Genomic DNA, 26,835 nt, shown 5'->3' with positions numbered 1-26,835 from the left:
CTGGCTGAACCCAGATACAAAAGCCCGCCCCTGGAATTCCCAGGGGCGGGCTTTTGGTATGCCAGCGCCAGCGCGCTACCGTCGGACAGCGCCCGTGCTCAGCCGCGCTTGACGGCGGCACCGAAACGCTTGTTGAAGCGCTCGACGCGGCCACCGGTGGTCGCCTGCTTCTGCTTGCCGGTATAGAAGGGATGACACTGGGAACAAACGTCCAGAGCGAGGTCGTGACCGGCGGTGGAGCCGATCTGGAAGGTCGCGCCACACGAACAGGTGGCAGTGACCGTCTTGTATTCGGGATGGATACCTTGTTTCATCTCTAAGCCTCATGAAGCAGTATGCCGCCACCTGATCTTCTTGCCAGGCACCGCATACGGGTTGTCTGTGGTACGACTCGATAGTACGGACACGGACCGGTTATCGCCATGTGGCCTGCCAGAGGCATGCATGACGGCCGGGTATTCTAGCAGAGCCAGCGCCGGAGGCCAATTGCCAGCCACACCCTCGACTCCCTCTTTTCCCGCGGTACTCGGCGTCGCCGTGCCCACACCGTTGCGGCGACTATTCGACTATCGCACCGGCCCGAGCGTTCCTCCGGGGGGCTGGCAACCGGGGCTGCGGGTACGCGTGCCGTTCGGCCGCCGCGAGGTGGTTGGTATCGTCGTCGAGTGTCGGGCGCACAGCGAGGTGCCGTTCGCCGACCTCAAGCCCATCAGCGCCTGGCTCGATGCCACACCGCTACCCGACGACTGGTTATGGCTGTGCCGCTTTACCGCGCGCTACTACCAGCACGCCCTGGGCGACACCCTGCATCAGTCGTTGCCGGTATTGCTGCGCCAGGGGCGTACGCTGGAAGCCCGTACCCGGGAGCGCTGGCGCCTCACCGCCAGCGGTCGGGACAGCTCCTCCGAGCGGCTCGGACGTGCCCGGCGTCAGGCCGAGCTGCTGGAACTGCTACGCCAGCACCCGAGAGGTTTGGTGAGCAGCGCCATCGCCGCCCAGGGTTTCGGCCGTGCCCAGCTCGACGCCCTCGCCGGCAAAGGGCTGATCGAATGCCGGCGGGAAGCCGTCATCGACACCCCCTCCCCCGGCAGCGCCGGCTGGCTGGCCGAGCCGGCGCTGCCTCTGAATCGCGAGCAGGGCACGGCTCTCGCCGCCATGCACGAAGGCCTCGACCGTTATCATCCCTGCCTGCTCCACGGGGTGACCGGCAGCGGCAAGACCGAGGTCTACCTGCAATTGATCGAAGCCGTGATCGCCCGTGGCCGCCAGGCGCTGGTGCTGGTCCCCGAGATCGGCCTCACCCCCCAGACCGTGGCGCGCTTCCGCAAGCGTTTCCGCGTGCCGGTGGTGGCCCTGCACTCCGGGATCAGCGATGGCGAACGCCTCGATGCCTGGCTGGCCGCCGCCAATGGCCGCGCCCCGATCGTGATCGGCACCCGCTCGGCGATCTTCACCCCATTGGCCAATCCCGGCGCGATCATCGTCGACGAAGAGCATGACGGCTCCTACAAGCAACAGGACGGCCTGCGCTACCATGCTCGCGACCTCGCTGTGATCCGTGCTCACCACCATGGCATCCCGGTGCTGCTGGGCAGCGCAACCCCTTCACTGGAGAGCCTTGCCCAGGCGCAGGCCGGGCGTTACCGACACCTGCGCCTGACGCGGCGCGCCAGTCGCCATGCGCCGGCGCGACTGGAACTGGTCGACTTGCGCGGCCGCCCCCGCCAGGGCGGATTGATCGCGCCGGCGATCGATGCCATTCGCCACACGCTCGCCGCCGGCCGTCAGGTGCTGGTATTCATCAATCGCCGCGGCTTTGCGCCGACACTCGCGTGCCATACCTGTGGCTGGTTGGCCGAGTGCGATCACTGCGATGCTCGCCTGACCCTGCATCGCCAACCGCCGCAACTGGCCTGTCATCACTGCGAACGTCAGCAGCCATTGCCCGACGCCTGCCCCGAGTGCGGCAGTGCCGACCTGCGTCCCTTGGGGGCCGGCACCGAGCGCGCCGAAGAGACCCTGGCGACCCTCTTTCCCGAGACGCCGGTCTACCGCATCGACCGCGACAGCACGCGACGCAAGGACGCCTTCGAGCAGGCCCTGACCGAGGTCCGTCGCGGCGCGCCATGCCTGCTGGTGGGCACCCAGATGCTGGCCAAAGGCCATCACCTGCCCCATGTCACCCTGGTGGTCGTGATCAACGCCGATGCCGGCCTCTATGCCAGTGACTTCCGCGCGCTGGAGCACAGCGCCCAGTTGCTGATCCAGGTAGCCGGACGTGCCGGACGTGCCGAACACCCCGGGCGGGTATTGGTACAGACCCTGCACAGCGACGACCCCCACCTGCGGCTGCTGGCGGACAACGGCTACGACGCCCTGGCGAGCCAGTTGCTCGAGGAGCGGCGTGTCGCCGGCCTGCCGCCCTATCGCTTCCTGGCCCTGGCACGCTTCGAGAGCCCGCGCGACGCCGATGCCACGGCGCTCGCCGCCAATGCCGCCATGGCCCTGCGCGACCGACTGGGACAGGAACACGACGGCGTACAGTGCCTGGGGCCGGTACCGGCACCCATGGAACGCCGCCAGAACCGCTACCATGTGCAACTCATGCTTTCCGGGGCCCAGCGCAGCAAGCTGCACGAGGCCGCCGCCTGGCTCGCCGCCTGGCTGGAACGAAGCCGCGAGGCGCGCCGCGTACGCTGGTCGCTGGATATCGATCCGCAGACGCTATCCTAGCCACGGGCTTCGGCTTCGGGCTTCGGGCTTCGGGCCACGAGCAACCCGTAGCTCGTAGCTCGTAGCTCGTAGCTCGTAGCTCGTAGCTCGTAGCTCGTAGCTCGTAGCTCGTAGCTCGTAGCTCGTAGCTCGTAGCTCGTAGCTCGTAGCTCGTAGTCACCTTGCAGGGTTTAAAGCCGCGCCGCAATTGCCGATAATGGCCGACCATGCCCCTTTGTGGGCCGTCGTCGCGCGGTGCGCCACTCACGGTCACCCAGGCGCGCCACGCCCGAGCCACAGGACATCAGAGTTTCCATGAAAGACACCATCATCTCGCTGCTCGACGAGGCCCTCGCCACTCTCAAGCAGCAGGGCGAACTGCCCCAGGACATCGCCCCGACCATCAAGGTCGATGTCACCAAGGACAAGGCCCACGGCGACTACGCCACCAACCTGGCGCTGATGCTGGCCAAGCCGGCGGGCAAGAGGCCCCGTGACCTGGCTGAGGCCCTGGTCGCCGCGCTGCCGACTAGCGACGCCGTGCAGAAGACCGAGATCGCCGGTCCCGGCTTCATCAACTTCTTCGCCGCCACCGACGCCGCAGCGCAGATCATCCCCACGGTGCTCGACGCCGGTGACACCTTTGGCCGCAGCCTGGCCGGCAAGGGCGAGAAAGTGCAGGTGGAATTCGTCTCCGCCAACCCCACCGGCCCGCTGCACGTCGGTCACGGCCGCGGTGCAGCGATCGGTGACAGCATCTGTCGCCTGCTCGAGGCCACCGGCTTCGATGTCACCCGCGAGTTCTACTACAACGATGCCGGCGCCCAGATCAGCAACCTGGCGGCCTCGGTGCAAGCGCGCGCCAAGGGCCTGGGCCCCGACGACGCCAGTTGGCCGGCAGACGGCTATCGCGGTGACTACATCGTCGACGTGGCCAACAGCTACCTGGCCGGCGATACCGTGCACGCCGACGACCGCCATGTCACCGCCAAGGCCGACCCCGACGACCTCGACGCCATCCGCGAATTCGCCGTGGCCTATCTGCGCCGCGAACAGGACCTCGACCTCAAGGCCTTCGGCGTCGAGTTCGACGTCTACTTCCTCGAGTCCTCGCTGTACGACGACGGCAAGGTCGAGGCCACCGTCGAACGCTTGATCGAAGGCGGCCACACCTATGAGCAGGACGGTGCTCTGTGGCTGCGCACCACCGACTTCGGCGACGACAAGGACCGGGTGATGCGCAAGACGGACGGCGGCTACACCTACTTCCTGCCCGATGTCGCCTACCACCTGGACAAGTGGCAGCGCGGCTTCCAGCAGGTGATCAACGAACAGGGGGCCGACCACCACTCGACCGTGACCCGGGTCCGCGCCGGCCTGCAGGCACTCGAAACCGGCATCCCCCCGGGCTGGCCGGACTACGTGCTGCACCAGATGGTGCTGGTCACCCGCTCCGGCGAAGAGGTCAAGCTCTCCAAGCGCGCCGGCAGTTACGTGACCCTGCGCGACCTGATCGACGAAGTCGGCCGTGATGCCACGCGCTACTTCCTCGTCGCCCGGCGCGCCGACTCCCAGCTGACCTTCGATATCGACCTGGCGCGCTCACAGTCCAACGACAACCCGGTCTACTACATCCAGTACGCACATGCCCGGGTGTGCAGCGTGCTGCGCAAGGCCGACACGCAAGGATGCGACTTCGACTATGGCCAGGCCATGAATAACCTCGCGCGACTCGAAACCGACCAGGAGAAGGCGCTGATGAACCGCCTGGCGCGCTTCCCCGAAGTCGTCCAACACGCCGCCAACAGCCGCGAACCTCAACAAGTCGCTCAGTACCTGCAGGACCTGGCCGCGGACTTCCATACCTGCTACAACGCGGTCAAGGTCATGGTCGACGACGACGGCCTGCGCAATGCCCGCCTGGCGCTGGGCCTGGCGACTCGCCAGGTGCTCCGCAATGGCCTCAACCTGCTGGGCGTCAGCGCCCCCGAGGAGATGTGAACCATGGCCGCTCGCCCGTCACGCCAAGGGAATTCACGCCCGGCCAAGCGCAGCGGCGCCACTTCCCGTCGCCGTGCGCCCGGCAAGGCCCGTTCCGGCATTCCCGGCTGGCTATGGGGCGTCGCCGGCCTGGTGGCCGGCTTCTTCCTGGCCCAGTATGTGCAGGAATCGGCCCCCACGCCGCTGGCCACGGTACTGCCCAAGCCCTCGTCCAGCGCCTCGCCCGACGCGTCCTCTTCGCGTGACGGGAACACGGGGAAGACGTCTAGCGAGTCGCGCATGCCAACCTTCGAGTTCTATACGCTGTTACCGGAATCCGAGGTCATCGCACCGCGCTCGGAAGCCACGACACCTCGGCCACAGGCCCCGACGGCGGAACGCCCCGAACCGGAAACCGCCAACGATCCCATCGCCGCCCAACTGGCAAGCATCGACGAGGCGGTGGAGCGCAGCATGGCATCACCCGAGGAAAAACGTCAGGCGCCCCAACCCACGGCCGCCAGCAGTCGCTACATGCTGCAGGCCGCTTCCTTCCGTGAATCCGGTGACGCCCAGCGCCTGGCCGGACGACTGCGCGATTTTGGACTGATGGCCAAGATCAGCGAGGTGCAAACCGGCGGAGGCGATACCTGGCACCGGGTACAGGTCGGCCCCTACGATGACCGGCGCGAACTCAATCGTGCCCAGGACTTGATGGTTACCCAGGGCATCGAGCCGCTGCTGATTCGCCTGCAGCAGAACTGACCGGACACTCGGCTTGCGACGGTTGATTTCACGCCCTCCTGCCCGCATGTCCGATCTCACACCATTTTCTGGAGCCCTATCCCCATGACCACGATCGTATCCGTGCGCCGCGGTGACCAGGTCGCCCTGGCCGGCGATGGCCAGGTATCGCTGGGCAACACCGTGATGAAGGGCAATGCCAGCAAGGTACGGCGCCTGTATCGCAATCAGGTGTTGGCTGGTTTCGCCGGAGGCACCGCCGACGCCTTCACCCTGTTCGAGCGCTTCGAGTCCCAGCTCGAGAAACACCAGGGCCATCTGGTCAAGGCCGCCGTGGAACTGGCCAAGGACTGGCGCACCGACCGTGCCCTACGCCGGCTCGAGGCCCTGCTGGCGGTGGCCGACAAGCATGCCTCGTTGATCATTACCGGCAACGGTGACGTGGTGGAACCGGAACGCGGTATCATCGCTATCGGCTCGGGAGGCAACTTTGCCCTGGCTGCCGCCCGCGCCCTGCTCGAAAACACCGAGCTCTCGGCCCGCGAGATCACCGAAAAGTCACTCGACATCGCCGCCGACATCTGTGTCTTCACCAACCACAACGTCACGCTGGAAGAGCTCTGAACCATGACCCAGATGACCCCCCGCGAGATCGTCCACGCGCTAGACCAGTTCATCATTGGCCAGCAAGATGCCAAGCGGTCCGTGGCCATCGCGCTGCGTAACCGTTGGCGGCGCATGCAGCTCGACGACGAGTTGCGCAGCGAAGTCACGCCCAAGAACATCCTGATGATCGGCCCCACCGGTGTCGGCAAGACCGAGATCGCCCGCCGCCTGGCCAAGCTCGCCAATGCGCCCTTCATCAAGGTCGAGGCGACCAAGTTCACCGAGGTCGGTTATGTGGGACGCGACGTCGAGTCGATCGTGCGTGACCTGACCGAGGCCTCGATCAAGCTGGTACGCGAACAGGCCAAGGTCGAGGTGCGCCACAAGGCCGAGGATGCCGCCGAGGATCGCATCCTCGATGCCCTGCTGCCGCCACCGCGCGGCCAGGAAGACAGTACCCGCCAGGACAGCTCCACCCGCCAGCTGTTTCGCAAGAAGCTCCGCGAGGGCCAGCTCGACGACAAGGAAATCGATGTCGAGATCACCCCTCAGGGACCGGGCATCGATATCATGACCCCGCCGGGCATGGAGGAGATGACCAGCCAGCTACAGAGCCTGTTCGCCAACATGGGCCGGCAGAAGAGCGAAACCAAGCGCGTCACGGTCAAGGATGCCTGGCAACTGCTGTGCGACGAGGAAGCCGCCAAGCTGGTCAATGACGAAGAGATCAAGCGGCGCGCCATCGAGGCCGTCGAGCAGAATGGCATCGTCTTCCTCGACGAGATCGACAAGGTCACCAAGGGGCAGCAGACCAGCGGCGGCGATGTCTCCCGCGAGGGCGTGCAGCGCGACCTGCTGCCGCTGATCGAGGGCTCGACGGTGTCGACCAAGCACGGCATGGTCAGGACCGACCATATCCTGTTCATCGCCTCCGGCGCCTTCCACCTGTCCAAGCCCTCGGACCTGATCCCCGAGCTGCAGGGGCGCCTGCCGATCCGCGTCGAGCTCAATGCGCTGACCCCGGACGACTTCCAGCGCATCCTCACCGAGCCCTCGGCGGCCCTGACCAAGCAGTACCAGGCGCTGCTGGCCACCGACGGCCTCGAGATCGCGTTCACCGACGACGGTATCCAGCGGATCGCCGAGATCGCCTGGCGGGTCAACGAAGGCACCGAGAACATCGGCGCGCGGCGGCTGCACACCGTGATGGAGCGCTTGCTCGAGGAGGCCTCCTTCAAGGGCGGCGACCTGGGCGGCCCGCTGACCATCGACGCCGACTACGTCAACTCCCAGCTCGGCGAACTGGCGTTGGACGAGGATCTGTCGCGGTATATCCTTTAACCACAGCCGTAAGCTCGAAGCTGTAAGAACGCCGCTTCGCGGCAGGAAGATAGGAGAGGCGGCTGTGCCGCTTGAAGATGGAAGGCCGGCACTTCGTGCCGAGAAGATAAGGGACATCTATCACCCTATCTTCTTCCGTCTTCCGTCTTCCGTCTTCACTTTGGGGTTAACTTCCAGCTTACAGCTTCAGGCTTACCGCTCACCGAAGGTGTTTTATGTCCGCCCCGATTCCCACCCGTGTGCATTACCACAAGAAGGCCCGCGAACTCGAGTTGACCTACGAGGGTGGCGAGAGCTATCGCCTGTCGGTCGAGTACCTGCGGGTCTACTCGCCGTCGGCCGAGGTGCGCGGCCATGGCAAGGACACCGCCGTACTCCAGGTCGGCAAGAAGGATGTCGGCCTGAAGAACATCACCCAGGCCGGTCGTTACGCGCTCAAGCTGCACTTCGACGACGGCCACGACAGCGGCCTGTACAGCTGGGACTACCTCTACGACCTGGCCCGCAACCGGGACGCCAACTGGGCCGACTATCTCCGGCGGCTCGACGAGGCCGGTGCCTCGCGTGAACCGTCCGGTATCCAGATCAAGCAGCTCTGAGGCACACGACGCATTCCTGGGCAAGCGACCGAGGTCAAAGACAAGGCCGGCATGGGAAGGCTACAATATCGCCACCGCCTTATCCTCAACCGCCCAGGACCCCTCCATGGACAAGCGCACCACCCACTTCGGCTATCAGGAAGTCCCGATCGAAGAAAAGGCCTCGCGGGTCGCCGACGTCTTCCACTCGGTGGCGGCGCGCTACGACGTGATGAATGACCTGATGTCGCTCGGCATCCACCGGCTGTGGAAACGCCTGACACTCGAGCGTGCCGGCGTGCGCCCTGGCCATAGCGTGCTCGATATCGCCGGCGGCACCGGCGATCTCACACTGCCGTTTGCACGTCGCGTCGGCCCTCGCGGCCGTGTGGTGCTGGCCGATATCAACGAATCCATGTTGCGCGTGGGGCGCGACAAGCTGCTCGACCATGGCGTGGGCGGCAATGTCGAATACGTCCAGGCCAATGCCGAATGCCTGCCGTTTCCCGACAACAGCTTCGACTGCATCACCATCGCCTTCGGCCTGCGCAACGTGACCGACAAGGATGCCGCCCTGCGCTCCATGGCCCGGGTCCTCAAGCCCGGGGGACGACTGCTGGTGCTGGAGTTCTCCAAGCCCGGCAACCCGCTGCTGTCCAGGGCCTACGACGAGTATTCCTTCCGTTTGTTGCCGAAGATCGGCGAGGTGGTGGCGGGCGATGCCGATAGCTATCGCTACCTGGCCGAGTCGATCCGCATGCACCCCGACCAGGAGACGCTCAAGGCGATGATGGAAGCCGCCGGGCTGGAACGCGTCGAATACACCAACCTTACCGGCGGCATCGTCGCCTTGCATCGCGGCATCAAGTTGTAATGTTGCGCCTGGCCGAACACACCTTGAACACCCTGCTGTCCCGCGACCCAGCGGCCCCGGCTCGCCTGGCACGGTTGAATGGCTCGCGGCTGCTGTTCTGCCTGCGGCGCCCCCGACTGGCGCTGGCGATCGACTTCGACGATCGCGGCCTGCATCTGAGGCACGCGAGCGGCGAGGCCGAAAGCGCGGCTGACGTCAGCGTCGAGCTCGACAGCGAGGCCCTGGGCAGCCTGCTCGGCGGCGAGTCCATCGAGCGCTTGATGCTCAGTGGTCGTTTGGCCGTTCGGGGGCGCCCCCAGTTGCTGGAAGACGCCCGCGACCTGCTGTGCGACCTCGACCTCGACTGGGAAACCGAATTGGCCAACTGGCTCGGCGACACCCCGGCGCACCACCTGGCCGAAGGAGCGCGCCGGCTGTCACGCTGGGGACAGCGAACCCGACGTGAGCTGCAAGCCGACATCAGCGAATACGTCTTCGAGGAAGCCCGCCTGCTGCCGGGCCGTTCACAGTTCGACGTGTTGCGCGATCACCTGACCGAACTGGAAGTGGCCACCGATCGTCTGGAAGCCCGTGTGGCGCGGCTGACTCGCCGTCTGGCCGATAGGGAGGCGTGCCAATGAGCTTGCGCCTGGTGTGGATCTTCTGGGTCATCACCCGCTACCGGCTGGATACCCTGATCCCCATGGAGCGCTTGCCCTGGCTGCTGCGCTTGCTATTCCTGCTGTCCCCGCTGCGCCTGTTCCCGGTGGGGCCTCGCTCGCGAGGCGAACGCCTGCGACTGGCCCTGGAGACGCTGGGCCCGATCTTCGTCAAGTTCGGTCAGATGCTGTCGACTCGGCGCGATCTGTTCCCCGCGGATATCGCCGACGAACTCAAGCGCCTGCAGGATCAGGTCCCCCCCTTCCCCGGCGAGGAAGCCGAAGCCCTGGTCGAACAGGAACTCGCCATGTCCCTGTCCGCCGCCTTCGCCCACTTCGACACCCTGCCCCTGGCGTCGGCCTCCGTTGCCCAGGTGCATGCCGCCCGCCTGCACACCGGCGAAGAGGTGGTGGTCAAGATCATCCGCCCCGGCATCGAGCGCGTCATGCGCCAGGACATGGCGCTGATGTATCGCGTGGCCCACCTCCTGAAGCGCATCCCCGAAGCCCGACGCCTGCGTCCCGTGGAGGTCGTCGCCGACTACGAGGCGACCCTGTTCGACGAGCTCGACCTGCACAAGGAGGCCGCCAATACGTCGCAGCTCAAGCGCAACTTCAAGGACTCGCCACTGCTGTACGTGCCAGGCATTCACTGGCCGCTGACGCATCGCCGCGTGATGGTCCAGGAACGGATCCATGGGGTGCCGGTGGCCGATCTCGCGGCACTCCAGGCCCACGGCACCGACCTGCGAAAATTGGCCGAGCGCGGCGTGGAAATCTTCTTCACCCAGGTGTTCCGCGACAACTTCTTCCATGCCGACATGCACCCGGGCAACATCTTCGTCGCCCACGGCGACCCATCGGATCCCCAGTATATCGCCATCGACTGCGGCATCGTCGGCAGCCTGACCCGCGAGGACCAGGACTACCTGGCGCGCAACCTGCTAGCCTTCTTTCATCAGGACTACTACGAGGTCGCCGCGCTACATATCGAGTCCGGCTGGGTCGGCGAGGGCACCCGTGCCAACGAGTTCGCCGCCGCCATTCGCGCCGTCTGCGAGCCGATCCTCGAGAAGCCGCTCAAGGACATCTCCTTCGGCCAGGTACTGCTGGGGCTGTTCCAGACCGCGCGTCGCTTCAACATGGAAGTCCAGCCGCAACTGGTGCTGTTGCAGAAGACGCTGCTCAATATCGAAGGACTGGGGCGCCAGCTTTACCCTGATTTGGATCTGTGGAGCACGGCCAAGCCCTATCTCGAGCGCTGGATGAAGGATCGTGCCGGCCCACGCGGCCTGTGGGATTCGTTGCGACGCCAGGCGCCGGAGCTGACGCGCCAGTTGCCCGAGCTGCCGGTGCTCGCCCATCAGGCACTGACCCGCGCCGAAGTCGAGCACAAGCAGCGCCGGCGCCAGGCCGAGGCGCTGACCGGCATGCGCCGCCATTTGAATCACGCCGCCCGCAGCACCAGGCGGATGCGTCTCGGGCTATTGCTGCTGGCCCTGGCACTGGCCTGGCAACCCCTGCTGGGCTGGGCCGCGGGGCAGCCGTGGCCGGTGCTGCTCGCCGCAGCGCTGGGCGTGGTCCTGCTGACCTGGCACTGACCCACGCATCCAACGGGCGGCTTCTTGATTTCACTTAATGGGCTTTTGCAATGAACGATATACTCAAACAGCTTGCCGAAGTATTGGCACAACGCCGCCATGCGGACCCGACGACATCCTACGTGGCGTCGCTGCATCACAAGGGCCTGAACAAGATTCTCGAGAAGGTGGGCGAAGAGGCCACCGAGACCATTCTCGCCGCCAAGGATGCTTACGGCGACGTTGAAGCTCAGCGGCAAGCGGTGGTCGCCGAAACCGCTGACCTGTGGTTTCATAGCCTGGTGATGCTGTCGCATCTGGGCATCGATCATCAGGACGTGCTGGAGGAACTGGCACGCCGTTTCGGCATTTCCGGGCTGGATGAGAAGGCCGCCCGTACCTCCGATCAATAAGGGGAGAGACTCCATGTTAGGTGGCATCAGTATCTGGCAGTTGCTGATCGTACTCGGCATCATCATCCTGATCTTCGGCACCAAGAAGCTGCGTAATGTCGGTGGCGACCTGGGCGGGGCCGTGAAGGGCTTCAAGAAGGCCATGCACGAGGAAGAGAAGAACAAGGACAAGGACGCCGACTCCCAGGAACGCGTCAGCCACGACGACGAGGGTGGCACGACCTACGACGTCAAGGCCGAGCACAAGCCCGAGGAACAGGACGAGCGCAAGTAACCGCCCATGTTCGATATCGGCTTCCTCGAACTGCTGATCATCGGTGTGGTCGGCCTACTGGTGCTGGGCCCCGAGCGCCTGCCCAAGGCGGCCCGGACCACTGGCTTGTGGATCGGTAAGATCAAGCGCAGCGTCTCCGGGATGCAACGCGAGATCTCCGCGCAGTTGGAGGCGGAAGAGCTGCGCCAGAAACTCAACGAGCAACAGAAGAAGCTCGATGAGAGCCTAGGGAAGGTCAAGCGCGACGTCGAGCGCTATGCCGAGGCGGACGACAGCGCTGACAAGGTCAAGCCCGAAGAGAAGACCAAGTCCGAGGATAAGGCCAAGACTGAGGACCCGCCGGCAACCAGCGACGACGACAGCACCCGGCGTCTGGACCCCGTCCTCGAACGCGAGGCGCAGACGGGCGACGGTGACGACACGGCCAGCGACGACCCCGCCGCCACGCAGCCCCGAGACAAGGACTCCCGCACCCAATGACCGCGTCGCGTGACCCCCAGGACAAGGACCAGGCTCAGGCCCCATTGATCGAGCACCTGATCGAGCTGCGCTCACGCCTGATACGTGCGGTGATCGCCGTTCTGGTGATCTTCCTGGGTCTCTATGCCTTCGCCAACGACATCTACTCGTTCGTCGCGCAGCCACTGATGGCGTTGCTGCCGGAAGGCTCGCAGATGATCGCCACCGAAGTGGCTTCGCCGTTCCTGGCCCCCTTCAAACTGACCCTGGTGGTGGCGGTATTCATTGCCGTGCCCTTCGTGCTCCACCAGGCGTGGGCCTTCATCGCCCCCGGCCTCTACGACAACGAGAAGCGCCTGGCCATCCCGTTGCTGGTCTCGAGCGTGGCCCTGTTCTACGCCGGTGCGGCCTTCGCCTATTACGTCGTGTTCCCGCTACTGTTCCAGTTCTTCACCCAGACCGGGCCGGAGGACGTGGCGGTAATGACCGATATCAACCAATACCTCAACTTCGTGCTCAAGCTGTTCTTCGCCTTCGGCGTGGCCTTCGAGATCCCCATCGCCACCTTCCTGCTGATCTATTCCGGGGCCACCACGGTGGAAAGCCTGTCGAAGAAACGCCCCTACATCGTGCTGGGCTGCTTCGTCATCGGCATGCTGCTGACGCCTCCGGACGTGATTTCCCAGAGCCTGCTGGCGGTGCCCATGTACCTGCTCTACGAGGTTGGCATCCTGTTCGGGCGCCTGGTCAAGCGCAAGTCAGCCGAGGAAGACGACGAAGATACGGAGAGTGACGAGCCGTAAGCTGGAAGCTGGAAGCTGGCATATTGCCCCTGAAGTTCGGGTCAAGGGTTTTCTTCCTGCTTCAAGCTTATGGCTTCAAGCTCCGGGCGTAGCCCGGCCGCTTCCAGCCGCGTAGCGCCGCTCTTCCCGCTTCGGCCTATTGCTCCATCATCTCATCGAGCTTGTCGACCAGCTTGAAGATCCCGCTGGCGGCGTCACTGATGCGTTCGGCCAGCATATAGGCGGGCGTGGTGATCACCCGGTGTTCATGATCGACGACGATCTCGTCCACCTTGCAGCTACGGTGCAACCCTCCCATGGCACTGATCGCCCCAGCGACACCAGGATCATGGCCGACGGTCACCGGCACCCCCTCGCCCAACAGCCGGGGAACCAGCACCGAGGCGATGCACATCAGCCCGATCGGCTTGCGAGCCTCGCGAAAGTCCTCGATCTTGTCCCTGAGCAGCGGCAAAATCTCCATATCGGCCCCGGCCGCCTGGAAATCCGAGAGATTCTTGGCCACCCCGAAGCCACCGGGCAGGACGATCCCCTCGAAGTCGTCGGCCTCGAGCGCTTCCAGTGACTCGATCTCGCCGCGTGCCAGGCGGGCGGATTCCACCAGCACATTACGCCGCTCCGTCGTCACGTCGCCACTCAGATGATCGATCACATGATGCTGGTCGATGTCCGGGGCGAAGCAGCGATAGTCGATGCCACGCTGATCGAGGCGCAACATTGTCAGGGTCGCCTCGTAGATTTCCGCCCCATCCTGGACGCCACAACCCGAGAGAATGACCGCGACTCGTTTGTTCATGACGCTCTCCTTGAATGCCCGCTGCCTCGTCAGTGCCCTGCGCCTGGCGTCCCTGACGAAATTCGAAGGTGGAAGCCTTCACTTTAGCCCGAAGGGGAACTTTTCACTTTAGAGAGTCCTGTGAGGTGCGACAAGCCGGCGCTTCCGACATTGCCCGGCACTGATATACTCATGACAGTATCATTACGACATCATTCGTTTACCGCCCTCGAGGTCGGAGCGACCGCCGTTGTCATCCCTTCGTCATATTCATGCGCGATGATGATTCGCAATATCGGTCGCTCGCCTCTCGACCGGAGATTTCATCTTGAGTCTATTCAGTCCACGCCAATACCCATCGACACGTCTTCGGCGCATGCGCAAGGACGACTTTTCTCGGCGCCTGATGCGCGAATCGACACTCACCTCGGGCGACCTGATCTGGCCGGTGTTCGTGCTCGATGGCGAGGGACGCCGCGAGGCCGTCCCCTCGATGCCCGGCGTCGAGCGCCTGTCGCTGGATCTGCTGATCGACGAAGCCCGTGAGGCCGTCGACCTCGGTATCCCCGCGCTGGCCCTGTTTCCGGTGGTCGACCCCGGACTCAAGAGCGAATTGGCCGAGGAGGCCTACAATGCCGGCGGTCTGGTGCAACGCAGCGTGCGCGAACTCAAGGCTGCCTGCCCCAAGCTCGGCATCATCACCGATGTGGCGCTGGATCCCTACACCAGTCATGGCCAGGACGGCATCCTCGACGCACACGGCTACGTGCACAACGACCGCACCGTGGAGACGCTGCTCAAGCAGGCATTATCCCATGCCGAGGCGGGCGCCGACGTGGTGGCGCCATCGGACATGATGGACGGACGCATCGGGGCGATTCGCCGCGTGCTCGAGCAGGAACAGTTGCACAACACGCGCATCATGGCCTACAGCGCGAAGTACGCCTCGCGCTATTACGGGCCCTTTCGCGATGCCGTCGGCTCGGCCGGCAACTTGGGCAAGGCGGACAAGGCCACCTACCAGATGGACCCGGCCAACGGCGACGAGGCCTTGCACGAGGTGGCCCTGGACCTGGCCGAGGGCGCCGACATGGTGATGGTCAAGCCGGGCATGCCCTATCTCGACGTGGTGCAGCGGGTCAAGAGCGAGTTCCAGGTACCGACTTTCGTTTATCAGGTCAGCGGCGAATACGCCATGCACATGGCGGCCTTCGAGCAGGGATGGCTGGACGCCGACACGGTAATTCTCGAATCACTGATGTGCTTCAAGCGCGCCGGCGCCGATGGCGTGCTGACCTACTTCGCCAAGCGCGCCGCTCGGCTGCTGGCGCAATGACGGAAGGGACCGCGCCCTTCCGCCGACCGTTGGAGGCAAGATGGAAGACTCGCGCAGTCCCGATCACGACCCCGTATCTTACGCCGCAGGTTCACCCGCTGAATCTCCAGTCACTGAAGCCCTCGGTGAGCCACCACCATTGCGGGTCAATCGCACTCGCACCGGCATTCATGCCAAGTCGTCTTCCGCCATGCAAGCCGACCTGGATGATTCCTCGCTGTATTTCAACCGCGAGCTGACCAACCTGCAGTTCAACATCCGGGTGCTGGAACAGGCCCTGGACACCTCGCATCCCCTGCTCGATCGGCTGATGTTCCTGCTGATCTTTTCGTCGAACCTCGACGAGTTCTTCGAGATCCGCGTCGCCGGTCTCAAGCACCAGCTCGCCCTGGGCCACGAGGAAACCGGCGCCGATGGCATGACCCCGCGCCAGGCACTGGCCGAGATCTCGCGCATCACTCACGAGCAGGTGGACCGTCAGTATCGCGTCCTCAACCAGGCCTTGATTCCGGCCCTCGAAGAGCAGGGACTGCGCTTTCGGCGCCGCGATCACTGGACCGAGGAACAGTCACGCTGGGTACGCGATTATTTCGAAGACGAAATCATGCCGGTGATCAGCCCCATCGGCCTCGACCCGTCGCATCCCTTCCCGCGTCTGGTCAACAAGAGCCTAAACTTCATCGTCGAGCTCGAAGGCAAGGATGCCTTCGGTCGCGAGGGCGGACTGGCCATTCTCCCCGCCCCGCGCTCGCTGCCGCGGCTGATCGCCCTGCCCCAGGCGTTGTGCACCGAGGGATTCACCGAATATGTCTTCCTGTCATCGATGATCCACGCCCATGCCCAGGAGGTCTTCCCCGGCATGGCGGTACGCGGTTGCTACCAGTTCCGCCTGACCCGCAACGCTGACCTGTCGATGGACCCGGAGGAGGTCTCGGACCTGGCTTCGGCGCTGCGCGGGGAACTGCTGGCGCGGCGTTACGGCAGTGGCGTGCGCCTGGAGGTGGCCGACAACTGTCCCGACGACCTGGCGGCCTTCCTGCTCAAGCAGTTCGAACTCGGCGAGACTGACCTGTATCGAGTCAACGGTCCGGTCAACCTGACCCGCATGATGGCCGTCTTGGCGGACGTGGATCGTCCCGAGCTGCGCTACCGCCCCTTTACCCCGGGCCTGCCCAAGCCCTTGCAGAAGGGAACGAGCCTGTTCGATGCCATCGCCGATGGCGATATCCTGTTGCATCACCCCTTCCAGTCGTTCGCCCCGATCGAGGATCTGCTCGCCGAAGCCGCCCGTGACCCGGCCGTGCTGGCCATCAAGCAGACCCTGTATCGCACCGGCGCCGAGTCGCCTATCGTCAGGGCGCTGGTGGAAGCGGCGCGCAACGGCAAGGAAGTCACCGTGGTGATCGAGCTCCGCGCCCGCTTCGACGAAGCCGACAACCTGGCGCTCGCCTCGCGGCTGCAGGAAGCCGGCGCCATCGTCATCTACGGCGTCATGGCGTACAAGACCCATGCCAAGATGCTGCATATCGTGCGCCGCGAGAAGGGCGAGCTGCGCTACTATGTGCATCTCGGCACCGGTAACTACCACTCCAGGACCGCCAAGCTGTATACCGACTACAGCCTGTTCACCGCCAACGCGACATTGTGCGAAGACGTGCACAAGGTCTTCCAGCAGCTATCGGGCATGGGCAAGGCGCGCCGCATCGAAACCCTGCTGCACGCCCCCTTCACCCTGCACGACCGCCTGGTGGCGATGATCGAGCGCGAAGCAGCCCTGGCCGAGAAGGGCAAACGCGCCCACCTGATCATCAAGTGCAACTCGCTCACCGAGCCCAAGCTGATCCGCGCCCTCTACCGCGCCTCCAAGGCCGGCGTGGAGTGCGACCTGATCATCCGCGGCATGTGCTGCCTGCGTCCCGGCGTCCCGGGCGTCTCGGACAATATCCGCGTACGCTCGATCATCGGCCGCTTCCTCGAACACACCCGGGTGTTCTACTTCAACAACGACGGCAAGTCCGAGGCGTGGGCTTCAAGCGCTGACTTCATGGAACGCAACATGTTCCATCGTGTGGAAACCTGCTTCCCGCTCCTCGACAGGAAGCTCGCCGCGCGGATCCGCAAGGACCTGGAAACCTATCTGGTGGACAACTGCCAGAGCTGGCTGCTGCAATCCGACGGCACCTATCTCAAGCAACACCCCGGCGACAGCGCACCGATCAGCGCCCAGGAGACCCTGCTCTATGCCTACGCCGCCAAGGCGTAGGCGACCTCCTGCGGCAAGCCCTGCTCCTCGCGCTGCCGGCGAGTCGTCCATCTCATGATCGACGTATCGGGGTCCGCTAGCGCAAGCGCTCGGCGACGGTCAGCAGCAGGTGCTCGGTCCTCTCCCAGCCCAGACAGGCGTCGGTGATCGAGACGCCATGACGCAGCGCCCCCGGCTGCAGGGGCTGTTTGCCCCCATGCAGGTAACTCTCGAGCATCACCCCGATCAGACTGCGGTCCCCGGCCAGGCGCTGACCCAACACATCCAGCAGTACTTCGCTCTGCCGGCGATGGTCCTTGCGCGAATTGGCGTGGCTACAATCGACCATCAGGCGCGGCTCGAGCCCGGCCTTTTCCAACGCCCGACGACAGGCGCACACGGCTTCCGCCTGGTAGTTCGGCTCGCCATGCCCGCCACGCAATACCACGTGCGTGTAGGGATTGCCGGGAGTCTCACGCATGAAGGCGCGGCCATCGAGGTCCAGGGCAAAGTGACGATGGCCATGCGCCGCGGCACGGATCGCGTCGATGGCGACACCGACATCGCCGTCGGTGGCATTCTTGAACCCCACCGCCGCCTCCAGGCCACTGGCCAGTTCGCGGTGGATCTGCGATTCGGTGGTGCGCGCCCCGATCGCCGTCCAGGCCAGCAGATCCTCGAGGTAGGGCGCGAGCATGGGCTGCAGCAACTCGGTGGCCACCGGCAGCCCCAAGGCGGCGATATCGCGCATCAATTCACGCGAGGCGGCCAGGCCATGCGCCATGTCGTTGCTGCCATCGAGGTGCGGATCATAGGCCAGGCCCTTCCAGCCCACGGTGGTGCGCGGCTTTTCCACATAGACGCGCATCACCAGCAGTAGGCGGTCCTCCACCTGCCGTGCCAGCACGCTGAGATGCTCAGCATATTCGCGTGCGGCCTGGGGGTCGTGAATCGAACAGGGGCCGACGACCACCAACAGGCGGTCGTCACGGCCGTCGAGAATGTCGCGAACGGCCTCACGATGGGCCTGGATACACTCTCTGAGCGCCACATCGACGGGAAAGCGTTGGCGCAGGGCCTGGGGGGTGGGCAGACTGTCGCCGCGTGTCGGGGCGGTCTCCGCGGCGGGGGTCTCGGTCATGGAAAGCTGGGCAGTCATTGATAGTGTCCTTGGCAAGGTATCGAACATCGTACTGTCAGGCCACCACTGATCTGCCGGCCGGAGGTGGCGAACTGTACCGACCGGATATCGCTAAATCGCCAGCTGCCGTAACCCGCATAATAGTGGCTGCTCGGGACTCGGGCGATATCCGCGATACGTTCGACCATGATCTTCCTCCTCATAACGAAAAACCCCCGATCGGGTTGCCGACCGGGGGTGAAGAGTGGTGGAGGCAACCCGTGGTTGGGCGTGCCTCGCGGTTCAGGTCAACATGACCTCGCCGCCGGCACGCCGGCGCTAAACCAATAGCTCCAATACCAGACCGGACACTCGGCCAGCGGCACACGGAACGCGTCGCCACAAACGGGCATCGCGTTCACAGATGGCATGGCGAGATCGACGGTCATGATGGGGCTGTCTCCTGAAATCCTGATTTTTATCCTACACGGCTGAGAGGCCTTGGCAAGCCTTACTTAACCCAGCAGTTGTATCCAGGCGATGGTTGCCGGCAAGGCCGCCATGCCAACCAGTACCGCGAGCCCCAGGAATACGGCCAGCAAGCCGCTCTCGTCCTTGAAGTTGGGATCGTACTCTGCCATTTGCGTTTCCTCATGCAGCGATGACCGAAAGATGCCGCCTATTCTACCCCAGGTGTCGCCCGCCATCGACCGGCAGAGTCATACCGGTAACGTAACGGTTGTCGAGCAGGTAGCGCAGGCTCTGGTAGATGACGCCTGGTCCGGGAATCATTTCCATGGCGGACTTGGCCTTCGCTTCCTCGGCATAGGCCTCGTCGTCGTCCTCTCCCAACATGATCAGCGCCGGGGCGATGGCATTGACCTGGATGGTTGGTGCATACATGGCGGCAAAGGAGAGGGTCAGGTTGTCGAGTCCGGCCTTGGTGGCGGCATAGGCGGCATGCTTCCTTGAGCCTCTGAGCGCTACATGGTCGGTGATGTGGATGATGTCGCGCTGGGGCTCGCCGGCCGCCTCGAGCAGTTCGCGGCAATGCAGATTGATCAGATAAGGGGCTTGCATGTGCACCCGGAACAACCGCTCGAAGTTGCTGCCGGCATCGTTTCCCAGGCTGTCGGGGGCCCAATCGCCGGCATTGTGAACGATGGCTCGGAGCGATGAGGTCTCGGCCTTGAGTCGCGCGATAAAGTCCAGAATCCCGGCCTCTGAGGCGAAATCGGCCTGCAGCGTCACCACGCCTCGGCGGCGCAGCGCCTCGAGCTCGTTACGATCGCGACGGTAGCTGACGATCAGCGGATGGCCGTCGTCGAGCAGGCGTTCGGCACAGTAGCGTCCCAGGCGCTGGGCGCCACCGGTGATCAGGATCGGCGAGACGCTCATGAACCGGTTCCCCGCCTCAGGCTGCCCACCGTAGGCACCAGAGGGGTGCGCGGCGCATAGGCGAAGACGTCCGAGAATACACGCGACGACTCGAGGCCCAGCGACGCCAGGACATCGATGCAGGCGTAGACCATGCCTGGCGAACCGGAAATATAGACATCGTGCCCACGGACATCGACGAGTTCACGGGCTAGTACCTGATCGACACGCCCCACATGAGCGGTCACACGGGTGTCATCGAAATCCGCTTCCGGGGGCGTCTCGATCACGCCATGGAAATGGAAGTGAACGTGGTCGGCCGCCCACTGGCGAGCCAGACTTTCCAGATACAGATCACGCCGTTCACGTACCGCCCACCACAGGTCGATCGGGCGCGCCGGATCCGTGGCCAGCGACGCCTCGACGATGGCCTTCATCTGCGCGAAGCCGGTACCGGCGGCGATCAACGTCAGGGGGTGGTCACTCGTCGTATCCAGCACACAGTCGCCATCCGGCAAGCGCAGGGTGAGCTGGGCGGCGTGCTGCACCAATTCACGCAGCCGCGCCGAGTTGGCACGCTCCGGCCAGTGCTGAATATGCAACTCGAGCGCGCCATCCCCGGCGTGAGCGTTGGCAATCGAGAACGGCACCCAGGTCGTGTCGTCGAGCTTGAGCTCCAGATACTGGCCCGGGGCATGGGCCATGGCCTCGGCACGCCCTTCCAGACGCACCCGGAATACATCGGGGGTCAGATCTTCCACCGTCGTCACATGGCAGGTCAGGGTCCTTGCCGTCATGGGATCCTCTTGTCTATAGCGTAGCCCGCGGCGGGCAAGGCGATACCGAATTCCTCCCACCGAGCATCGACCCGCGTCTTGATGCGCTCATCCATGACGATGGGCGTGCCCCACTCGCGATCGGTTTCCCCGGGCCACTTGCCGGTGGCATCCAGGCCCATCTTCGAGCCCAGGCCTGCCACCGGGGAAGCGAAATCGAGATAATCGATGGGCGTGTTCTCGACCACCACCGTATCACGGGCCGGGTCCATACGGGTGGTAATGGCCCAGATCACGTCCTGCCAGTCACGCGCGTCGACGTCGTCGTCGAGCACCACCACGAACTTGGTGTACATGAACTGGCGCAGGAAGCTCCACACTCCCATCATCACGCGCTTGGCATGGCCCGGATACTGCTTCTTCATGGTCACCACCGCCATGCGATAGGAGCAACCCTCCGGCGGCAGGTAGAAGTCGACGATCTCGGGAAACTGCTTCTGCAGGATCGGCACGAAGACCTCGTTCAACGCCAGGCCGAGAATCGCCGGCTCGTCCGGCGGACGTCCGGTGTAGGTCGAATGATAGATGGGGTCGCGGCGGTGGGTGATGCGCTCCACGCTGAACACCGGAAAGGTCTCGACCTCGTTGTAGTAGCCGGTGTGATCGCCATAGGGGCCTTCCGGCGCCGTATCGTCGGGATAGATGAACCCTTCCAGGATGATTTCCGCCGACGCCGGCACCTCGAGGTCGGCATGCCCGCACTTGACCAGTTCGGTACGCGAGCCGCGCAGCAGCCCAGCGAAAGCGTATTCGGACAGCGAGTCCGGCACCGGGGTCACCGCGCCGAGGATGGTCGCTGGATCGGCCCCCAGCGCCACTGCCACCGGGAAGGGCTCGCCGGGATGAGCGGCCTGCCATTCCTGGAAGTCCAGAGCGCCGCCACGGTGTGACAGCCAGCGCATGATCAGGCGGTTCCGGGAAAGCTTCTGCTGGCGATAGATGCCCAGGTTCTGGCGGCTCTTGTGTGGTCCCTTGGTGACCACCAGTGCCCAGGTGACCAAGGGCGCAACGTCGCCGGGCCAGCAATGCTGGATGGGCAGGCGATCGAGGTCGACGGCATCGCCTTCGAGCACGACTTCCTGCACCGGGGCACTGCGCAGGGTCTTGGGCCCCATGCTCATTACCTGCTTGAAGATCGGCAGCTTGTCCCAGGCGTCACGGAACCCCTTGGGGGGATCGGGTTCCTTGAGAAAGGCCAGCAACTTGCCGACTTCGCGCAAGGCCTCGACCGAGTCCTGCCCCATGCCCAGCGCCACCCGCTTGGGGGTGCCGAACAGGTTGCCGAGCAGCGGCATGTCGTGGCCCTTGACGTTCTCGAACAACAGTGCCGGGCCACCGGCACGCAGGGTGCGGTCACAGATCTCGGTGATTTCCAGGTAGGGATCGACCTCGGCGGTGACCCGCTGCAGCTCCCCCGCTTCTTCCAGGGCCGCGATAAACTCGCGCAAGTCCTTATACTTCATCCGGTTTTCCCGTTACCCGAACGACAAAAGGGGCAGCATAGCATGCGGCCCCTTCGATTTTCCGTTCCATCTCCGCCGCCCGCGTCGGTCAGGAGCGTAATGAGTGCAATGGCTCCTGATCAGCGGCGTTTCATGGCCTCGAAAAATTCGAGGTTGGTCTTGGTGTCCTTCAGACGATCGATCAGGAACTCGGTAGCCGCGGTATCTTCCATGGGATTCAAGAGCTTGCGCAGGATCCACATGCGCTGCATCTCGTCTTCGGAAGCGATCAAGTCCTCGCGACGGGTGCCGGAGCGACGGATATTGAGCGCCGGATAGACGCGTCTCTCGGCCAGCTTGCGGTCGAGGTGGGCTTCCATGTTGCCGGTTCCCTTGAATTCCTCGAAGATCACTTCGTCCATCTTGGAACCGGTATCGACCAGCGCCGTGGCGAGGATGGTCAGGCTGCCGCCTTCCTCGATATTGCGCGCCGCGCCGAAGAAGCGCTTGGGCTTTTCCAGGGCGTGAGCATCGACACCGCCGGTCAGCACCTTGCCGGAAGACGGCACGACGGTGTTGTAGGCCCGCGCCAGGCGGGTGATGGAATCGAGCAGAATGACCACGTCCTTCTTGTGCTCGACCAGGCGCTTGGCCTTCTCGATGACCATCTCGGCGACCTGGACGTGACGTGCCGGCGGCTCGTCGAAGGTCGAGGCCACCACCTCGCCGCGCACCGTACGCGACATCTCGGTCACTTCCTCCGGACGCTCGTCGATCAGCAGCACGATCAGGTGGCACTCGGGGTTGTTGCGCGTGATCGAGGTGGCGATGTTCTGCAGCATCAGCGTCTTGCCGGCCTTGGGCGGCGACACGATCAGGCCGCGCTGGCCCTTGCCGATGGGAGCGGTGAGATCGATGATCCGCGCCGTAAGATCCTCGGTCGAGCCATTGCCGATCTCCATCACCAGGCGTTCCTGGGGGAACAGCGGCGTCAGGTTCTCGAACAGGATCTTGTGCTTGGCGTTCTCCGGCTTGTCGAAGTTGATCTGATTGACCTTCAACAGCGCGAAATAGCGCTCGCCCTCCTTGGGAGGACGAATCTTGCCGGAAATGGAGTCGCCCTTGCGCAGATTGAAACGGCGAATCTGTGACGGTGAGACGTAGATGTCGTCGGGGCCGGCAAGATAGGAGCTATCAGCGCTGCGCAGGAAGCCGAAGCCGTCCTGCAGGATCTCCAGCACGCCATCGCCATAGATGTCTTCGCCGCTCTTGGCATGCTTCTTGAGGATGGCGAAGATGATGTCCTGTTTGCGTGACCGGGCCAGGTTATCGATACCCATTTCGCGGGCGATATCCAAAAGCTCCGGCACGGTCTTTTGCTTGAGTTCGGTAAGATTCATCGGTTTGTTCAGAAATTGCTCGTGTCAGCGTGGCGGCCAGGCGCCGGGAAAAGACAGGAGGCGGTGACGATACGCCGCGTGGTGCGTTCAGAGCCCGGGAGGCATCCTCTCTCCAGATATGGCCGCCTGGTGGCCGTTTCACGTAGAAACGCCATGGGCGATACCAACATCGAGGGAAGCAGTGTTCATGTCGCCTGATGAGCGGCTGATGACGCCATGCTCATGATCACGAAACGGAATTAGCGGGCTTACTGACGGCTTGGGTACTAGACCGTGACGGGTACGCCGTGTAACGGTCGGGAAGCATTCGGAACAGGCGAACGTCTCGATGGTAGTCAAGCGCAGAAGCAAACGCAAGCCTTGTACGCATTCTACATCAATTGGACCGACATTGTCCCCCCGCTCGGCGATTGACAAGCTTCCCGGTGCCCCGCAACCTTGACCCATCCAGACCAAAGGAACGCTCCATGACCCGGTATACGGCCATGCGCAGGACGCCTGCCCAAGGACCACAGCGTCTCGCTGCCATCGACCTGGGCTCCAACAGCTTTCACTTGTTGGTTGCCAACTACCACGATGGCGAGCTGCAGGTCGTCGCCAAGCTTGGCGAGAAGGTACAACTCGCCGCCGGACTCGACAATCATGATCACCTGAGCGAGGACGCCATGGACCGGGCGCTGGCCTGCCTGGCACGCTTCGCCCCGTTCATCGATGATACCCCTCCTTCCCACCTCCGGGTAGTGGGCACCAACGCGCTGCGTGCCGCCGTCAACAGCCAGACGCTGATCGAGCGCGCCGAAGCCTTGCTGGGGCACGGCATCGAGATCATCGCGGGGCGCGAAGAAGCCCGTCTGATCTATCTGGGAGCCGCACATGCCCTGGCCGACGTGCATGGACGGCGGCTGATCGTCGATATTGGCGGTGGGTCCACCGAGTTCATCATCGGCGAAAATTTCGAGCCCTTGGCACTGGAAAGCCTGCATATGGGCTGCGTAGCCTTCACCAAGCAATTCTTTGCCGATGGCGAGATCACTGAGAAGCGCTTCCGTCAGGCGGAGCTGGCGGCGATGTCCGAGCTGGCCAATATCCGACGTCACTATCTCGAATTGGGTTGGGTCGACCCGGTGGGATCCAGCGGCACCATCAAGGCCGCCGCCGCGGTGCTCGCCGCCAGCGGCGAGAGCCCCGAAGGGATGGTCGAGCGCCGGGGCCTGCTGGCCCTGCGCAAGCGCCTGATCAAATGCAAGCGCCTCGATAAGGTCGCCATGGACGGTCTGAAGGAGGACCGTGCGACGGTCTTTCCCGCCGGCATCGCCATTCTGTGTGCCATTTTCGAGGCTTTCGACCTCGAGCACATGCGCTATTCCGATGGTGCCCTGCGCGAAGGCGTGCTCTACGACCTGGCCGGTCGCAATACCGCCGAAGATTCGCGTCTACAGACGCTGGGCACCTTGCGCCGCCGTTACGGCGTCGACGCCCGCCAGGCCGACAACGTCGCCGCTACCGCTCGAGAGGCCCTGTCCCAGGTTGGGGGCGCCTGGCAAATCGACGACGACCAGGGCCAGTTTCTCGACTGGGCCGGCCAGTTGCACGAAGCCGGCCTGGCCATCTCCCATAGCCAATTCCACCGCCATGGCGCCTATCTGTTGGAAAACTCCGACCTGCCGGGCTTCTCACGGCCGGAGCAGCAGGCGCTGGCCTTTCTGGTTCGCGCGCATCGCCGCAAGTTCCCGACCAAGGAGTTCGATGCCCTGCCGGCCAACCAGACGACCCTAGGACGGCTGGCGCGTCTGCTGCGCCTGGCGGTGATTCTCAACCATTCGCGTCCCGAACAGGCCGTGCGGGATTTCCAGTTGCGCGCCAACGGCGACGCGCTGCACCTGACATTGACGCGTACGCTGAGCGACCAGGCATTGCTGATCAACGATCTCGAGCGGGAAGCCGAGTATCAACGGACGGCCGGTTTTCAGCTGGCGCTCGAACCGCCCCTGGAAGCAGCCGCCAACCTGCACTCGTAACACCACCACCCGGCAGCCCCTCTCCCAGTACGGCGGCCACCCGATCGCCGTGCCAGGCGACCAGCAGCCGGGAACGCTGCCAGGGGGGGACCTCCCACTCCTGCAACAAGCGCTTGAGGTCGCGCCGCCCTCGATGGGCCAATTCCAGGCGTTCACCGCCCTGCCGAGCGCGCAACCACAAACCACATCTCTCGCCACTCTCGGCCTGCAACCCGAGCGTGAGGCGTCCCACCGGCGTCTGCAACGCCGCTGCCCCGTCCCACTCGGTTTGCCAGTCCGCGGGTAGCGCAGCGAATGGGGCCTGCAGATAGAGCGCCCCTCGCCAGATGCGGCCTTCGCCACCCTCCCAGGCGACACACGCCTCGGCGTCGTATCTGGCCTCGAGCTGATCCAGCAGCGATGAGAGCCGTGCTCCGCCGGGCAACGCCAGCCCCAGACGCGCACAACAGTCGCGAATCAACAGCCGCTGACGCGGCGGCGAGAGCCCGGCCAGGGACGCCACCGACAGGCATCCCGGGTCTCCCCCGGCAGCCGCCAGATCCAGGGCCGCCAGGTCGCCCAGCAGGATATCGGCCTCTCCGGCCAGGGAGGCGGCCTGAGCCAGCGATGCCTGGGTTGCCGGCCAACGGCTTTCCAGCAGGGGCAGGACGCGGTGACGCAGAAAATTGCGGTCCAGCCCCTGATCGGTATTGCTGGGATCCTCGATCCACTCGAGCCCCGAGCGTGACGCTGCGTCTTCCAGCGTCGCACGCGGGACGTCGAGCCAAGGGCGTATTAGGCAGCGACCCCGCCAATCGCGCTCGTGGGGCATCGCCGCGAGTCCGCGCACACCGCTGCCGCGCAGGGCTGCGAGCAGGAAGGTTTCGGCCTGGTCGCGGCGGTGCTGCGCCAGCCACAGCGTATCGCCGATCGCCACACGACGAGCAAAAGCCGCATAGCGGGCCTCGCGGGCCGCGCCTTCCACCCCCAATCCATTGCTCACCGACACCTCGATTCGCTCGACGAACAGCGGCACGCCGAGCCGCGAGCACAGCCGACGGCAGTGCGTCTCGAACTCGCGGGCGGCGGCCTGCAGGCCATGATTCACGTGCAGCGCGTACAGCGTTCGGGGGTGTCGCCTGGCGGCGGACGCCGCCAGGGTCAGCAGCAGACAGGAGTCGAGCCCCCCCGAGACGGCGACCCAGACGGGACGCCCCGGTGAGGTTTGCGCCAGGGCGTTATCGATCGATGACTGTAACGACATGCCGGACCTCCCCCCGACTCGCGAACCCGCGGCGGGCGATGGCC

The 26,835-nt window shown here is 64.5% G+C and carries 26 protein-coding genes; 16 read left to right on the top strand and 10 right to left on the bottom strand.

Annotated features, from left to right (window positions below):
- Positions 1 to 98: 98 nt before the first annotated feature.
- Complete coding sequence (gene rpmE, locus ACFOEV_RS12320; protein WP_386774330.1) at positions 99 to 314, bottom strand: 50S ribosomal protein L31; 216 nt, start codon at positions 312 to 314, stop codon at positions 99 to 101.
- A 130-nt stretch (positions 315 to 444) separates the two neighbouring features.
- On the opposite strand from rpmE, the gene ACFOEV_RS12315 reads away from it, so the two are divergent.
- From ACFOEV_RS12315 to tatC, 13 genes are all read left to right on the top strand, one after another.
- The gene (locus tag ACFOEV_RS12315) at positions 445 to 2,733 is read left to right on the top strand and encodes a primosomal protein N' (protein WP_386774328.1); all 2,289 of its coding nucleotides are present in this window, start codon (positions 445 to 447) and stop codon (positions 2,731 to 2,733) included.
- A 294-nt stretch (positions 2,734 to 3,027) separates the two neighbouring features.
- On the top strand, positions 3,028 to 4,713 hold the full coding sequence (argS, locus tag ACFOEV_RS12310; protein WP_386774326.1) for an arginine--tRNA ligase: 1,686 nt from the start codon (positions 3,028 to 3,030) through the stop codon (positions 4,711 to 4,713).
- A 3-nt stretch (positions 4,714 to 4,716) separates the two neighbouring features.
- Complete coding sequence (locus ACFOEV_RS12305) at positions 4,717 to 5,457, top strand: SPOR domain-containing protein (protein ID WP_386774324.1); 741 nt, start codon at positions 4,717 to 4,719, stop codon at positions 5,455 to 5,457.
- Positions 5,458 to 5,541: 84 nt separating this feature from the next.
- A complete protein-coding gene (gene hslV, locus ACFOEV_RS12300) occupies positions 5,542 to 6,060 on the top strand; it encodes an ATP-dependent protease subunit HslV (RefSeq protein WP_386774322.1) in 519 nt (172 codons plus the stop codon).
- Between the two features lie 3 nt (positions 6,061 to 6,063).
- On the top strand, positions 6,064 to 7,383 hold the full coding sequence (gene hslU / locus ACFOEV_RS12295) for an ATP-dependent protease ATPase subunit HslU (protein WP_386774320.1): 1,320 nt from the start codon (positions 6,064 to 6,066) through the stop codon (positions 7,381 to 7,383).
- A 215-nt stretch (positions 7,384 to 7,598) separates the two neighbouring features.
- Positions 7,599 to 7,982 carry a gamma-butyrobetaine hydroxylase-like domain-containing protein gene (locus ACFOEV_RS12290; RefSeq protein WP_386774318.1) on the top strand — a complete coding sequence of 128 codons (384 nt, stop codon included), beginning with the start codon at positions 7,599 to 7,601 and terminating at the stop codon, positions 7,980 to 7,982.
- Between the two features lie 106 nt (positions 7,983 to 8,088).
- Positions 8,089 to 8,835, top strand: coding sequence for a bifunctional demethylmenaquinone methyltransferase/2-methoxy-6-polyprenyl-1,4-benzoquinol methylase UbiE (gene ubiE / locus ACFOEV_RS12285; protein ID WP_386774316.1), 747 nt, complete (start codon positions 8,089 to 8,091; stop codon positions 8,833 to 8,835).
- Positions 8,835 to 9,455 (top strand): ubiquinone biosynthesis accessory factor UbiJ, encoded by a 621-nt coding sequence (locus tag ACFOEV_RS12280; protein WP_386774314.1) that lies wholly within the window; start codon positions 8,835 to 8,837, stop codon positions 9,453 to 9,455. Before ubiE ends, ACFOEV_RS12280 begins: the two co-directional genes overlap by 1 nt.
- Positions 9,452 to 11,074 carry a ubiquinone biosynthesis regulatory protein kinase UbiB gene (gene ubiB, locus ACFOEV_RS12275; RefSeq protein WP_386774312.1) on the top strand — a complete coding sequence of 541 codons (1,623 nt, stop codon included), beginning with the start codon at positions 9,452 to 9,454 and terminating at the stop codon, positions 11,072 to 11,074. The genes ACFOEV_RS12280 and ubiB overlap by 4 nt, the downstream gene beginning before the upstream one ends.
- 50 nt (positions 11,075 to 11,124) lie before the next feature.
- On the top strand, positions 11,125 to 11,466 hold the full coding sequence (locus tag ACFOEV_RS12270) for a phosphoribosyl-ATP diphosphatase (RefSeq protein ID WP_386774310.1): 342 nt from the start codon (positions 11,125 to 11,127) through the stop codon (positions 11,464 to 11,466).
- 13 nt (positions 11,467 to 11,479) lie between these two features.
- Complete coding sequence (gene tatA / locus ACFOEV_RS12265; RefSeq protein ID WP_386774308.1) at positions 11,480 to 11,740, top strand: Sec-independent protein translocase subunit TatA; 261 nt, start codon at positions 11,480 to 11,482, stop codon at positions 11,738 to 11,740.
- A 6-nt stretch (positions 11,741 to 11,746) separates the two neighbouring features.
- Entirely contained in the window at positions 11,747 to 12,220 is a 474-nt protein-coding gene (tatB, locus tag ACFOEV_RS12260) for a Sec-independent protein translocase protein TatB (protein ID WP_386774306.1), read from the top strand.
- Complete coding sequence (gene tatC / locus ACFOEV_RS12255; RefSeq protein ID WP_386774304.1) at positions 12,217 to 13,002, top strand: twin-arginine translocase subunit TatC; 786 nt, start codon at positions 12,217 to 12,219, stop codon at positions 13,000 to 13,002. Before tatB ends, tatC begins: the two co-directional genes overlap by 4 nt.
- Positions 13,003 to 13,138: 136 nt before the next feature.
- Here tatC and elbB read toward each other — a convergent pair whose 3' ends face one another.
- On the bottom strand, positions 13,139 to 13,798 hold the full coding sequence (gene elbB, locus ACFOEV_RS12250) for an isoprenoid biosynthesis glyoxalase ElbB (RefSeq protein ID WP_386774302.1): 660 nt from the start codon (positions 13,796 to 13,798) through the stop codon (positions 13,139 to 13,141).
- A gap of 307 nt (positions 13,799 to 14,105) precedes the next feature.
- Here elbB and hemB point away from each other — a divergent pair, with 307 nt between their 5' ends.
- Together hemB and ppk1 are read left to right on the top strand one after the other, a co-directional pair.
- Complete coding sequence (gene hemB / locus ACFOEV_RS12245; protein ID WP_386774300.1) at positions 14,106 to 15,113, top strand: porphobilinogen synthase; 1,008 nt, start codon at positions 14,106 to 14,108, stop codon at positions 15,111 to 15,113.
- Positions 15,114 to 15,153: 40 nt separating this feature from the next.
- Positions 15,154 to 17,376 (top strand): polyphosphate kinase 1, encoded by a 2,223-nt coding sequence (gene ppk1, locus ACFOEV_RS12240; protein ID WP_386774298.1) that lies wholly within the window; start codon positions 15,154 to 15,156, stop codon positions 17,374 to 17,376.
- Positions 17,377 to 17,452: 76 nt separating this feature from the next.
- Here the strand turns inward: ppk1 and ACFOEV_RS12235 are convergent, their stop codons facing one another.
- The 7 genes from ACFOEV_RS12235 to rho all read right to left on the bottom strand — a co-directional run bounded on the left by ACFOEV_RS12235 (position 17,453) and on the right by rho (position 23,530).
- Positions 17,453 to 18,514 (bottom strand): 3-deoxy-7-phosphoheptulonate synthase, encoded by a 1,062-nt coding sequence (locus tag ACFOEV_RS12235; RefSeq protein WP_386774296.1) that lies wholly within the window; start codon positions 18,512 to 18,514, stop codon positions 17,453 to 17,455.
- 269 nt (positions 18,515 to 18,783) lie between these two features.
- Positions 18,784 to 18,924 carry a hypothetical protein gene (locus ACFOEV_RS12230; RefSeq protein ID WP_386774294.1) on the bottom strand — a complete coding sequence of 47 codons (141 nt, stop codon included), beginning with the start codon at positions 18,922 to 18,924 and terminating at the stop codon, positions 18,784 to 18,786.
- 66 nt (positions 18,925 to 18,990) lie between these two features.
- Complete coding sequence (locus ACFOEV_RS12225; protein ID WP_386774292.1) at positions 18,991 to 19,116, bottom strand: hypothetical protein; 126 nt, start codon at positions 19,114 to 19,116, stop codon at positions 18,991 to 18,993.
- A 43-nt stretch (positions 19,117 to 19,159) separates the two neighbouring features.
- A complete protein-coding gene (gene folM / locus ACFOEV_RS12220; protein ID WP_386774290.1) occupies positions 19,160 to 19,873 on the bottom strand; it encodes a dihydromonapterin reductase in 714 nt (237 codons plus the stop codon).
- Complete coding sequence (locus tag ACFOEV_RS12215; protein WP_386774288.1) at positions 19,870 to 20,649, bottom strand: NAD(P)H-flavin reductase; 780 nt, start codon at positions 20,647 to 20,649, stop codon at positions 19,870 to 19,872. The genes folM and ACFOEV_RS12215 overlap by 4 nt, the downstream gene beginning before the upstream one ends.
- Positions 20,646 to 22,151, bottom strand: a complete 1,506-nt coding sequence (gene ubiD, locus ACFOEV_RS12210; protein WP_386774287.1) for a 4-hydroxy-3-polyprenylbenzoate decarboxylase — start codon at positions 22,149 to 22,151, stop codon at positions 20,646 to 20,648. The genes ACFOEV_RS12215 and ubiD overlap by 4 nt, the downstream gene beginning before the upstream one ends.
- A gap of 119 nt (positions 22,152 to 22,270) precedes the next feature.
- A complete protein-coding gene (rho, locus tag ACFOEV_RS12205) occupies positions 22,271 to 23,530 on the bottom strand; it encodes a transcription termination factor Rho (protein ID WP_386774285.1) in 1,260 nt (419 codons plus the stop codon).
- A 467-nt stretch (positions 23,531 to 23,997) separates the two neighbouring features.
- On the opposite strand from rho, the gene ppx reads away from it, so the two are divergent.
- Positions 23,998 to 25,548, top strand: coding sequence for an exopolyphosphatase (gene ppx, locus ACFOEV_RS12200; RefSeq protein WP_386774283.1), 1,551 nt, complete (start codon positions 23,998 to 24,000; stop codon positions 25,546 to 25,548).
- On the opposite strand, the gene tilS is transcribed toward ppx, so the two are convergent.
- Positions 25,451 to 26,791 (bottom strand): tRNA lysidine(34) synthetase TilS, encoded by a 1,341-nt coding sequence (gene tilS, locus ACFOEV_RS12195; RefSeq protein WP_386774281.1) that lies wholly within the window; start codon positions 26,789 to 26,791, stop codon positions 25,451 to 25,453. The two genes, ppx and tilS, sit on opposite strands and share 98 nt — an antisense overlap.
- Positions 26,792 to 26,835: the final 44 nt, after the last annotated feature.

Source organism: Litchfieldella rifensis (genome assembly GCF_042646605.1).
GTDB classification, from domain to species: Bacteria; Pseudomonadota; Gammaproteobacteria; order Pseudomonadales; family Halomonadaceae; genus Litchfieldella; species Litchfieldella rifensis.
The sequence above is the reverse complement of the archived record's forward strand: the minus strand, read 5'-3'. Positions and strand labels throughout refer to the sequence as shown.

What these genes read in the sequence shown, in the direction of transcription:
- hslV (WP_386774322.1), top strand. Translation starts at nt 5,542, where the DNA reads ATGACCACGATCGTATCCGTGCGCCGCGGTGACCAGGTCGCCCTGGCC.
- tatA (WP_386774308.1), top strand. Translation starts at nt 11,480, where the DNA reads ATGTTAGGTGGCATCAGTATCTGGCAGTTGCTGATCGTACTCGGCATC.
- ubiD (WP_386774287.1), bottom strand. Translation starts at nt 22,151, where the DNA reads ATGAAGTATAAGGACTTGCGCGAGTTTATCGCGGCCCTGGAAGAAGCG.
- folM (WP_386774290.1), bottom strand. Translation starts at nt 19,873, where the DNA reads ATGAGCGTCTCGCCGATCCTGATCACCGGTGGCGCCCAGCGCCTGGGA.
- ACFOEV_RS12235 (WP_386774296.1), bottom strand. Translation starts at nt 18,514, where the DNA reads ATGACTGCCCAGCTTTCCATGACCGAGACCCCCGCCGCGGAGACCGCC.
- ACFOEV_RS12315 (WP_386774328.1), top strand. Translation starts at nt 445, where the DNA reads ATGACGGCCGGGTATTCTAGCAGAGCCAGCGCCGGAGGCCAATTGCCA.
- rho (WP_386774285.1), bottom strand. Translation starts at nt 23,530, where the DNA reads ATGAATCTTACCGAACTCAAGCAAAAGACCGTGCCGGAGCTTTTGGAT.
- ppx (WP_386774283.1), top strand. Translation starts at nt 23,998, where the DNA reads ATGACCCGGTATACGGCCATGCGCAGGACGCCTGCCCAAGGACCACAG.
- hslU (WP_386774320.1), top strand. Translation starts at nt 6,064, where the DNA reads ATGACCCAGATGACCCCCCGCGAGATCGTCCACGCGCTAGACCAGTTC.
- elbB (WP_386774302.1), bottom strand. Translation starts at nt 13,798, where the DNA reads ATGAACAAACGAGTCGCGGTCATTCTCTCGGGTTGTGGCGTCCAGGAT.
- ubiB (WP_386774312.1), top strand. Translation starts at nt 9,452, where the DNA reads ATGAGCTTGCGCCTGGTGTGGATCTTCTGGGTCATCACCCGCTACCGG.
- tatB (WP_386774306.1), top strand. Translation starts at nt 11,747, where the DNA reads ATGTTCGATATCGGCTTCCTCGAACTGCTGATCATCGGTGTGGTCGGC.
- tilS (WP_386774281.1), bottom strand. Translation starts at nt 26,791, where the DNA reads ATGTCGTTACAGTCATCGATCGATAACGCCCTGGCGCAAACCTCACCG.
- ACFOEV_RS12215 (WP_386774288.1), bottom strand. Translation starts at nt 20,649, where the DNA reads ATGACGGCAAGGACCCTGACCTGCCATGTGACGACGGTGGAAGATCTG.
- ACFOEV_RS12230 (WP_386774294.1), bottom strand. Translation starts at nt 18,924, where the DNA reads ATGACCGTCGATCTCGCCATGCCATCTGTGAACGCGATGCCCGTTTGT.
- tatC (WP_386774304.1), top strand. Translation starts at nt 12,217, where the DNA reads ATGACCGCGTCGCGTGACCCCCAGGACAAGGACCAGGCTCAGGCCCCA.
- ppk1 (WP_386774298.1), top strand. Translation starts at nt 15,154, where the DNA reads ATGGAAGACTCGCGCAGTCCCGATCACGACCCCGTATCTTACGCCGCA.
- ACFOEV_RS12280 (WP_386774314.1), top strand. Translation starts at nt 8,835, where the DNA reads ATGTTGCGCCTGGCCGAACACACCTTGAACACCCTGCTGTCCCGCGAC.
- ACFOEV_RS12270 (WP_386774310.1), top strand. Translation starts at nt 11,125, where the DNA reads ATGAACGATATACTCAAACAGCTTGCCGAAGTATTGGCACAACGCCGC.
- argS (WP_386774326.1), top strand. Translation starts at nt 3,028, where the DNA reads ATGAAAGACACCATCATCTCGCTGCTCGACGAGGCCCTCGCCACTCTC.
- ubiE (WP_386774316.1), top strand. Translation starts at nt 8,089, where the DNA reads ATGGACAAGCGCACCACCCACTTCGGCTATCAGGAAGTCCCGATCGAA.
- ACFOEV_RS12225 (WP_386774292.1), bottom strand. Translation starts at nt 19,116, where the DNA reads ATGGCAGAGTACGATCCCAACTTCAAGGACGAGAGCGGCTTGCTGGCC.
- rpmE (WP_386774330.1), bottom strand. Translation starts at nt 314, where the DNA reads ATGAAACAAGGTATCCATCCCGAATACAAGACGGTCACTGCCACCTGT.
- ACFOEV_RS12290 (WP_386774318.1), top strand. Translation starts at nt 7,599, where the DNA reads ATGTCCGCCCCGATTCCCACCCGTGTGCATTACCACAAGAAGGCCCGC.
- ACFOEV_RS12305 (WP_386774324.1), top strand. Translation starts at nt 4,717, where the DNA reads ATGGCCGCTCGCCCGTCACGCCAAGGGAATTCACGCCCGGCCAAGCGC.